Source organism: Pseudophaeobacter sp. C1-32P7 (genome assembly GCF_041008775.1).
Classification (GTDB): Bacteria; Pseudomonadota; Alphaproteobacteria; order Rhodobacterales; family Rhodobacteraceae; genus Phycobacter; species Phycobacter gallaeciensis_A.
Window position 1 is genome coordinate 1 of the sequence record NZ_JAXGFR010000047.1, and the last position, 7,618, is coordinate 7,618.

The window sequence follows — 7,618 nt, forward strand, 5'->3', positions numbered from 1 at the left end:
GTTCGGCAGGCTCAAGGACTGGAGGCGCGTCGCGACCCGCTATGACCGATGCCCCAAGGTCTTCCTCTCAGCCATCGCCCTCGCGGCTCTCGTCATCTATTGGTTATGAATCCTGACCCTAGCATGCGAGATGCCATTGTGAGCTCGGCCAAACGCTCCCGGCGCGACGGCTCGCCTCCGTCATCGTCCGTTTCGCCGACCGCGCGCAGTTCAGCGCCGACCTCATGCGCGAGCACCTTGGCGAACTCGGTCTTGCCTGTGCCGGGAGGGCCGTAGAGCAGTATGTGCACGCCTGGTTGGCGCTTTGCCAGTGCCTTGGACAGTAGTTCACGCATCAGGTCCGCATCTCGGCTTAGACCTTCGAAGTCTTGCCATTGAGCCTGCGGCGCAGCCGCACGCGGGAACATCAGGGCGATCAGGTCGGAAATGCTATCCACTTCGGCAAGTAGCGCGAGGGTCAGGCGATCAGACAGATCGAACGGCATCCGGCGGTGACGCCCGCCGCTGTTGCGCTGCACCAATCCCGAGCAAGTGAGGCGACCGGATGCCCGCATGGCTGTGCGGATTTCAGGCTCGGGCGCCGCGCAGAACCACGACAACAGCAGCGGCACCGTGACTTCTCTGGTTTCCAGCGCGCCATCGACGACATGCTCGAAGCCATCGAACAACTTGTAGAACGCGACGAAGGTCAGCATGGATGTTTCGGCAGGGGACAGCCCGAAATGCTCGCCAAGACGGGTTGCATTGTGCTGAACGATCTCACCCTCACCGCCCCCGGCGCTCGGCGCAAGGTCGTGCGCGATGGTCCTGATCTTGTTCCACCATTGCGAGCTTGGTCGGCTACGGGGCCGTTCGGGGCATTCGACTTCGGTCAGGTACTCCAGCCAGCCGGGCAGTTCCTTTGCGATACGGCTGGCGGGACCGAAACGGTTGGCCAATCGGACGATCAGATCAAGGGCGAGGTGTTGTTCGTGCGTCATTGTTCATCTCCGTCGTTTCGACAGAGATGTCACGGCCATACGTCAAATTTGGACAGATGGCTTCGATCATGTAGAGTACGGTCCACCGATTTCGGTCGTCAGGCTCTGTCCGTCGTCAGGATTTTTCGGACTTCTCGGTCTGTCTTGTAGCGGAGGCGCTGGTTCGATTTCTGTTTGAGTTTAGGCGGTCGCGTCCTGGTGCTGCAACCAGCGTTGTGTATTGCCATGGGTGCGTGACGTTTCCGATTTGAAGCGGCATGCGGGAGTGCTATCCGAGAACCCGTCTAATCTCTTCAGATCTCTGTCTGTTTTGAAGTCGCAGCCCCAATCTCATTCAAGTCACCGCTGAATCTCGCCTGCCAGCACCGCTCGTCCGTGCACCGCCAAGGTTGCTGAAAACCTCTGGCACCCAAACTTGCGGATCACATCGAGCACCCGCGCTTCGTAGGCAGCGTGTCCGATCAAGCGACACAAGTCGGACGCGTGGAACTGGCGGTTCGCAGTTGGCGCGGCTTGCATCTGTCTCAGCAATTCGCGCTCTTTGGGGTCCGTTATTGGTCTCGCGGGCGGCTTGACCGCGGGGCGAGTTGGAGTTCCCGAAGAATTCCGCCATCGGCGCATGAAGCCAAGCAGGAAGCCGGCCGGCACCCTGCCGTTGCCTCGGGACCGGTTGAAGGCGAGGAAGCGATCCCAGATGACCTGGGTGTCGATGTTCCAGCAGGGCAACGTGGCCTTCGCCGCTTTGATGAGCTCTGCCCAACTGGTCTGGAAAACGTTCGAACTCGCGGTGATATCGATCAGCCCTGAGAAGATAGTTTTGTTATTATTATCTCTAGATAGTGATGTGTCGCCTTCACCTGACACGAGATCATGGGTTTCACTCTCTTCGTCGAAGGCGGAAAACCGAAAGATCCAGGGCGCGAACTTGCCATTCGGCTTCGCCCGCTCGAGCTGCAACTCCGACGTCTCAAGTTCGCTCAAAAGAACCGAAAGATATTGTCGTGAGACACCCATCTTCTCCGCCAGGGCAGAGAGGGTGAAGGCTGCCGTTCCGCGCGACAAACCGTTGTAGCCATCCTTCCAGGCGATGGCGTCGAGGATGAGGGTGGCAAGCTTGTGCGCTGCAACAGAGAGATTTGTCTGCGTAATCCGTCGCAGGATCAAGCCGGTCGTAGGTTCCATGGTCGAGGTCTCCTTGGAGATCCGACGCCATGTCGTGAGACAACAACATTCTTGCCAGCAAAACAACTTTGCTGGTTGCAGGTGTTTTAGCGGTGCGCTAGGAAACTCTTGTTCACGGAGTTTTCTAGCGCGGCGTCAGGCTTCACGGTCTGGCGTCGTCTCCTTTTCAGGGGTTTTGCACAGCCTCCCGTGCGGGGTTGAGATGACGCGCGCGGCAAAACCGCGCGCAGATTTTGTCAGTAGCGAACTTCTTCAGAACCATAGTTCCCGGCGTGATCACGCCAGTCGACGAAGACGGAACGGTAAAAGTAGCTGCCACATCCATTCGGGATGCTCAGGCCGGATGCGGCTGGCACCTGGCCCACGGTGGATCTTGTCCATCGGTAGTCGCCCTGCACGCCGTAGGACCCCAATCGCGTCGAGTCGCTGCGATTGCAGTCGCCATCTCGGTTTTCGTGCTGGCGATACTGGATGTGATAGACCCGTATGCTGCGCACGAAATCAAAGGCGTCGCCTGAGATGTCGATGTCGGCTTGCTCATCTACTTGAACGCGAACAAGGGGGATCGGAGTCGATTCCTGCGGTTCGGGCGGATCGCGGAACGTGATGTCATAAAGGCGTTCCATAGGCGACATCGGACTTGGATCGTTGAGCGACACACCCATCGGACAGCGCCAGATTTGTAAGGGCGGCTCGATCGGCCATGGCGTGATCCGCCGAATGAAGACCGCTCTGGCATGCGCGCAGGGCGCGGAGGCAGGCCAGCCGCCCGCAAGGCAGAGGAGGATCGCACAGTCGACCTGATAGGCCTGAGCCGGACCTGACGAGGCCATTAGCCCGGATATGCTTAGTGCCGTGGCTGTTGCCACGCTGTGGATAACGTGCTTCATGATGCCGACTCCATCTATAATGGTGCATCGATACGAAACAACATTAATGATAGCAAGGAGATTTGATTGATGGCGACATGCGATTGTTTGCCTGTGTCGCTTGAGGGCTTCCAGGATCTGACGCCGGTTTCGGCTGTTTCGGCGTCTTGAAAGTGGCCACAATTGCGGCCCCCTTTCATGTAAAGTTTCAAACAAACATCTGTACTCAAATACAAATGTGGCGTTCCAATGCGGCCAAGAAAGCGGTCACGGAAGAACAGACCGCATAACCCCGTCAAACGGCGGGTCACAACGCTCAAGGTCTCGGGACGGGCAGTATCGGAAAACTGTCCCGCCTTGTTCCCCGGCTGGAATCCGGGCGCAGAAGGACGGGATGGAGCAACGATCCTGTATTGGAGCCTATGTTGGGATCGAACATGCGCTTGAAGATTTATGTCAGTATCTGATATGATTGAGCACAGATAGGGGAGTCTGATGCCAAACGTCCACCTGACCGAACCGATGCAGAAATATGTGCAGGCGCAGATCGAGTCCGGCGCCTACGCCAATCTGAGCGAAGTCGTGCGTGCCGGCGTAAGGATGCTGATGGAGAAGGATGGCGCCCGGCAGTTCTATGCCCTCAAGGCCGACCTAGAGGAGGCAGCCTCCCTGGCCGAAAATGGAGACTTCACCGAGTTCGATGCTCATGCCTTCGAACCGGATGCGTTTGATCGCTGACCCACATGACAATTCGACTTTCCGGTCGGGCCAGGTCCGACCTTGAAGAGATCCGTGCCTACACCGTCGAGACCTGGGGTAGGGACCAATGGCTCGTCTATTACCGCCAGTTGGTCACCGCCTTCGAGCAAATCACCGGGGATCCCGACCGGGGTCGGGACAGGAGTCTCTTCGTCCCGGGGATGCGATCCGTCAACTGCCAGCGTCACGTTATCTTCTACAAGCGGCTCGATGCGGCGGATGGCGCGGCAGTCATCCTGCGCATCGTGCACCAGCGCCGCAACATGCCCGCCCTGATCTACTACGAGGATCTCGACGGCGGTTAAGCCCATGCGTTTCCTCATTCCAATAGCTCGACTAGTCTTCCATAGTCTTCACTGACCTCGCGCGCCTCCTGAAACGCGCGTTGGCGCTCGGTATCAAGGCAACGGAAGTATTCCTGGATGTCGGCGATGTAGCCCTCGAAATCGGAGCGCAGCAGATCGGCATATTCTCGAACGTCTTCCGGCCGCTCGGGCAGGAAGGGCCGTTCCGGCGCGATACAGGCGCTTGCGACTTGGCCGATCAGTCCGAAAGGCACAACAAGACCAAGCAAGCCGTGTCGAAATGCACAAAACATGCGCAGGGCAAAACTCCTTTGCCACTTCAAATTTATGGTTTCGTGCGATAGCTACCTATTGCAGCCAAAGACGGTTCGTCAACTCGAATAAATCGTCTTGCTATCATTAATGTTGTTTTGTATCGCTCACGGTGTTGCGACCCCGTGGGCCTGATACTGCACCCAGGCAGAACAAGGACCCAAGGGAAGGCCATGATAGAAGAAGCCCCGAATGTGGTTACAGAAGACGGACTGCGCGGCTTGCTCGCCGAGGGCTACCTCATTGAGGTGGTCTGCAAGGAGAGAGCAGAGAAGCGCCATAACAGCTGGTACGGCTCGTGGGTCATCCGCGCCGTCGCCACTGATGAGCGTGACGATAAGATGCTCGTCACCAGCCGAAGCGTCCTCAAGCTCCGCGACTTCAAAACCATCGTTGGCCTTGTCAGTTTCCTGGCCGACATGGGCTGTACGACCGCTAGCATCCCACTTGAAGAAGGTGGCCGCGAGCGCCACGCCGCGCCTCCGGTCAAAGGCAGCTGACCGCGCGACTGCGCTCGTCGTTGCTTTGGGTACAGGCGTTTGTTCCGCGCCCCCGGCCCTGGCCGACGGTTTCATCTTTTCGGTTGGCCCAGACGGCCAATTGATTTCCACTTCTCAAGAGGCAAACGAGCGCCTTTTTCTCTTCGCAGAACCTCGCGTTCCTGACGCAACGAGCGAGACAGCGATCCCGGCTCGATCTGCCGCCCACGCCACCCCGGAAATCCTCCATGCGATCGAGACCACGGCGCTACGGTATGCCGGGCATGGTGCGCTGCGTCGCGCGGGGCTTTCCGTCACTGATTGGGCGCTCCTTTACCGAGCCAACATTGAAGTCGAGAGCGCATACAATCCGGCTGCACGTAGCCCTGTCGGTGCCATAGGCCTCGGGCAGCTTATGCCGGATACTGCCCGCGACCTCGGCGTCGACCCACATGACATTGCGCAGAACCTCGACGGATCAGCTCGCTACCTGCTGATGATGCTCGACCAGTTCGGCGAGGGCTCTCTGGCCCTTGCGGCCTACAACGCGGGTCCGGAGGCGGTCACACGCCACGGCGGCATCCCCCCCTTTCGAGAAACCCAAGGGCATGTGGCCCGTGTGACTGCCGTGTTTGAGCGGCTCAGAGGAGATCTTTCATGACATCGAGGAAACGTCAAAGCGTGCTCCGCACGCGGGCGATCACCGCGTCCGGCGCGATGGCCCTTATAGTGCTGGCGGGTCCAGCGCTTGCGCAGAGCATTGACCTCTCGCCGGTGCAGACCCTGCTTCAAGGCATTGTCGATGCGATCACCGGTCCCTTGGGGATCGTGATCGGAACGCTTGCGCTGATCGGGGTGTTCCTTTCCTGGCTCTTTGGCATCCTCGACTTCCGTCAGGCGCTCTGGGTCGTTGTTGCAATCGCGGGCATCGCCGCAGCACCCACCATCGTCGCCGCCATCTGGACCACCTGAGCTCCGTCCATGGCTGACCAGTCCCGCGTGTTCATCGGCCTTCTCAGGCCACCCAAGCTGATGGGCTTGCCGATCATGTACGCCATGGTCTGGCTCTTCGGCTCGACGCTTCTGTTCCTCTGGGTGCAGAGCTGGGTGGTCGCTGTGTTCGCGGGGCTGGCCTGGCCGGCGCTCTGGAAGGCCGCAGACTGGGATCCGAACTTCCTCGATGTCCTGGTGATCACCCTGCAGGAAACCCCGCCCACGACGAACCGCAAGTTGCACGGAGGCGACAGCTATGCCCCGTGATGGAATTGCCGATGAGGTTGAGAACGCCATCGATCCGCTGACCGCGCTACCGTCATGGGTCAAGGGCGAGAAGCGGCTCTCAATGATGCTGCCTTATGTGAGCCTCGTGAACGACCGAACGATCCGGACACGCGGCAACGAACTGATGCAGTGCATCCGCCTCGAAGGGGTGAACAGCACCACGAGCGAGGACGGGCATCTCGACCGGATCGGAGGGTTGCTGGCTGGCATCGTCGCGCAGGTGGGGACGGAGTTCTCCTTCTACCTGCACAAGGTCTCGAAAGCGGTCGATGTGACTCTGCCGCCCATTCCGGGCGAGGGGTTTGCTGCCGCCCTCGACAAACGATGGCACGCGCATCTCGGCCGCGCGGGCTTGCGCGACAAGACGCTGACTCTGACCGTGCTGAAGCGACCTGAGACCGGCAGCCGCTTGCCGTTCGGACTTGGGGCGTCTCGCTCGCGACATGCGGCCGACACCACCCGCCGCTTGCGCAAGCTCGACGAGGTTGTGGGGTTTCTGCTGTCCTCCTTCGATGAGCTGAAGCCCCGCCTGCTGGCCGCAAGCACCGGCGAGCTTCTGGGCTTCCTCGGTTCACTCAACACGGGCGAGGAGCACCCGCTCTTCCCCCGGTCGCGCCTCGGAGTGATCGCCGAGGACGTCGCAAATACCCGCGTCACCTTCCGCGGCACGACCATCGCACTCTCGGACGGTGCCGTCGGCGACAAGCTCGGGGCGATCTTTGCGGTGAAGAACTACCCCGCCAAGACCGATAGCCTGATGCTCGACGAGTTGAACTTGCCCGTCGACATGGTGGTCACGCACTCTTTTGTGCCGATCAACGCCAACATCATGGCGGGCCGGATAAAGCGGCAGCTGCGGCTAATGCAGGCCGCCAATGACGGAGCCGTCAGTCTCGCCCAGGAACTGGAACTCGCGCAGGACGATCTGGAATCCAAACGCCTGATCTTCGGCGAGCACCACATGACCGTGGCCGTCTATGCCCGCACCCAGACGGCGCTTGACGACATCGCGGCCGAAATCCGCAACATCTCCGCCACTTCCGGGATCAACCTGATCTCGGAAGCCTTCGGGGCACGGGCGCATTTCATGGCGCAGCATCCCGGCAATACCGGGGCGCGAAACCGCAAGGCCGCAATCACGAACCACAACTTCGCCGATCTCGCTACCTTCCACCGCACCCCGCTCGGAAAGACAGGGCGGGAAGTCCCCTGGGGCGTGCCGATCACGCTCTTTCCGACACCCGAGCGCAGTGGTTTTCGCTTCAACTTCCACGAACAGGGCGCGCCAGATCGTGAGCCCACGGGAGGCCACACGCTGATCCTCGGCCGACCCGGCTCCGGCAAATCCGTCCTAGCGGCTTTCCTGATGACCATGGCACGGCGGGCAGGTGCGCGGGTCTTCGTATTCGACTATCGCGCGGGGATGGAGATGGCCGTCCGCGCGCTCGGCG

The 7,618-nt window shown here is 60.1% G+C and carries 11 protein-coding genes and 1 pseudogene; 8 read left to right on the forward strand and 4 right to left on the reverse strand.

The genetic code is table 11. The features are described from left to right. Positions 1-109 (forward strand): annotated as a pseudogene (locus tag SM763_RS23580) (IS5/IS1182 family transposase); the annotation flags it as partial. On the opposite strand, the gene SM763_RS23585 reads toward SM763_RS23580, so the two are convergent. The 3 genes from SM763_RS23585 to SM763_RS23595 form a co-directional block, all read right to left on the reverse strand. Beyond that, entirely contained in the window at positions 93-980 is an 888-nt protein-coding gene (locus SM763_RS23585; protein ID WP_368999966.1) for an AAA family ATPase, read from the reverse strand. The pseudogene SM763_RS23580 and the gene SM763_RS23585 overlap by 17 nt on opposite strands. A 339-nt stretch (positions 981-1,319) precedes the next feature. Then, a complete protein-coding gene (locus SM763_RS23590; protein WP_368999968.1) occupies positions 1,320-2,162 on the reverse strand; it encodes a hypothetical protein in 843 nt (280 codons plus the stop codon). Positions 2,163-2,398: 236 nt separating this feature from the next. Continuing rightward, the gene (locus SM763_RS23595; protein ID WP_368999970.1) at positions 2,399-3,052 is read right to left on the reverse strand and encodes a hypothetical protein; all 654 of its coding nucleotides are present in this window, start codon (positions 3,050-3,052) and stop codon (positions 2,399-2,401) included. 474 nt (positions 3,053-3,526) lie between these two features. On the opposite strand from SM763_RS23595, the gene SM763_RS23600 reads away from it, so the two are divergent. After that, the gene (locus SM763_RS23600) at positions 3,527-3,769 is read left to right on the forward strand and encodes a type II toxin-antitoxin system ParD family antitoxin (protein WP_368999972.1); all 243 of its coding nucleotides are present in this window, start codon (positions 3,527-3,529) and stop codon (positions 3,767-3,769) included. Between the two features lie 5 nt (positions 3,770-3,774). Next, entirely contained in the window at positions 3,775-4,095 is a 321-nt protein-coding gene (locus SM763_RS23605) for a type II toxin-antitoxin system RelE/ParE family toxin (RefSeq protein WP_368999974.1), read from the forward strand. A gap of 14 nt (positions 4,096-4,109) precedes the next feature. On the opposite strand, the gene SM763_RS23610 is transcribed toward SM763_RS23605, so the two are convergent. Further along, positions 4,110-4,388, reverse strand: a complete 279-nt coding sequence (locus SM763_RS23610) for a hypothetical protein (protein ID WP_368999976.1) — start codon at positions 4,386-4,388, stop codon at positions 4,110-4,112. Between the two features lie 192 nt (positions 4,389-4,580). Between SM763_RS23610 and SM763_RS23615 the strand changes: the two genes are divergently transcribed. The 5 genes from SM763_RS23615 to SM763_RS23635 all read left to right on the forward strand — a co-directional run. Next, positions 4,581-4,907 carry a hypothetical protein gene (locus SM763_RS23615; protein WP_009574148.1) on the forward strand — a complete coding sequence of 109 codons (327 nt, stop codon included), beginning with the start codon at positions 4,581-4,583 and terminating at the stop codon, positions 4,905-4,907. Then, positions 4,864-5,547, forward strand: a complete 684-nt coding sequence (locus SM763_RS23620) for a lytic transglycosylase domain-containing protein (RefSeq protein WP_368999979.1) — start codon at positions 4,864-4,866, stop codon at positions 5,545-5,547. The genes SM763_RS23615 and SM763_RS23620 overlap by 44 nt, the downstream gene beginning before the upstream one ends. Further along, positions 5,544-5,858: a TrbC/VirB2 family protein gene (locus SM763_RS23625; RefSeq protein WP_051693698.1), complete on the forward strand. Its 315-nt coding sequence runs from the start codon at positions 5,544-5,546 to the stop codon at positions 5,856-5,858. Before SM763_RS23620 ends, SM763_RS23625 begins: the two co-directional genes overlap by 4 nt. 9 nt (positions 5,859-5,867) lie before the next feature. Further along, the gene (locus tag SM763_RS23630; protein ID WP_009574151.1) at positions 5,868-6,146 is read left to right on the forward strand and encodes a VirB3 family type IV secretion system protein; all 279 of its coding nucleotides are present in this window, start codon (positions 5,868-5,870) and stop codon (positions 6,144-6,146) included. Then, positions 6,136-7,618 (forward strand): VirB4 family type IV secretion/conjugal transfer ATPase (locus SM763_RS23635; protein ID WP_490363310.1); only part of this gene is annotated, 1,483 nt, incomplete at its 3' end. The genes SM763_RS23630 and SM763_RS23635, both read left to right, overlap by 11 nt.

Excerpts from the sequence above, each read along its gene's own strand:
- SM763_RS23585 (WP_368999966.1), bottom strand. The coding sequence starts at position 980 with ATGACGCACGAACAACACCTCGCCCTTGATCTGATCGTCCGATTGGCC.
- SM763_RS23625 (WP_051693698.1), top strand. The coding sequence starts at position 5,544 with ATGACATCGAGGAAACGTCAAAGCGTGCTCCGCACGCGGGCGATCACC.
- SM763_RS23630 (WP_009574151.1), top strand. The coding sequence starts at position 5,868 with ATGGCTGACCAGTCCCGCGTGTTCATCGGCCTTCTCAGGCCACCCAAG.
- SM763_RS23605 (WP_368999974.1), top strand. The coding sequence starts at position 3,775 with ATGACAATTCGACTTTCCGGTCGGGCCAGGTCCGACCTTGAAGAGATC.
- SM763_RS23600 (WP_368999972.1), top strand. The coding sequence starts at position 3,527 with ATGCCAAACGTCCACCTGACCGAACCGATGCAGAAATATGTGCAGGCG.
- SM763_RS23595 (WP_368999970.1), bottom strand. The coding sequence starts at position 3,052 with ATGAAGCACGTTATCCACAGCGTGGCAACAGCCACGGCACTAAGCATA.
- SM763_RS23615 (WP_009574148.1), top strand. The coding sequence starts at position 4,581 with ATGATAGAAGAAGCCCCGAATGTGGTTACAGAAGACGGACTGCGCGGC.
- SM763_RS23610 (WP_368999976.1), bottom strand. The coding sequence starts at position 4,388 with ATGTTTTGTGCATTTCGACACGGCTTGCTTGGTCTTGTTGTGCCTTTC.
- SM763_RS23590 (WP_368999968.1), bottom strand. The coding sequence starts at position 2,162 with ATGGAACCTACGACCGGCTTGATCCTGCGACGGATTACGCAGACAAAT.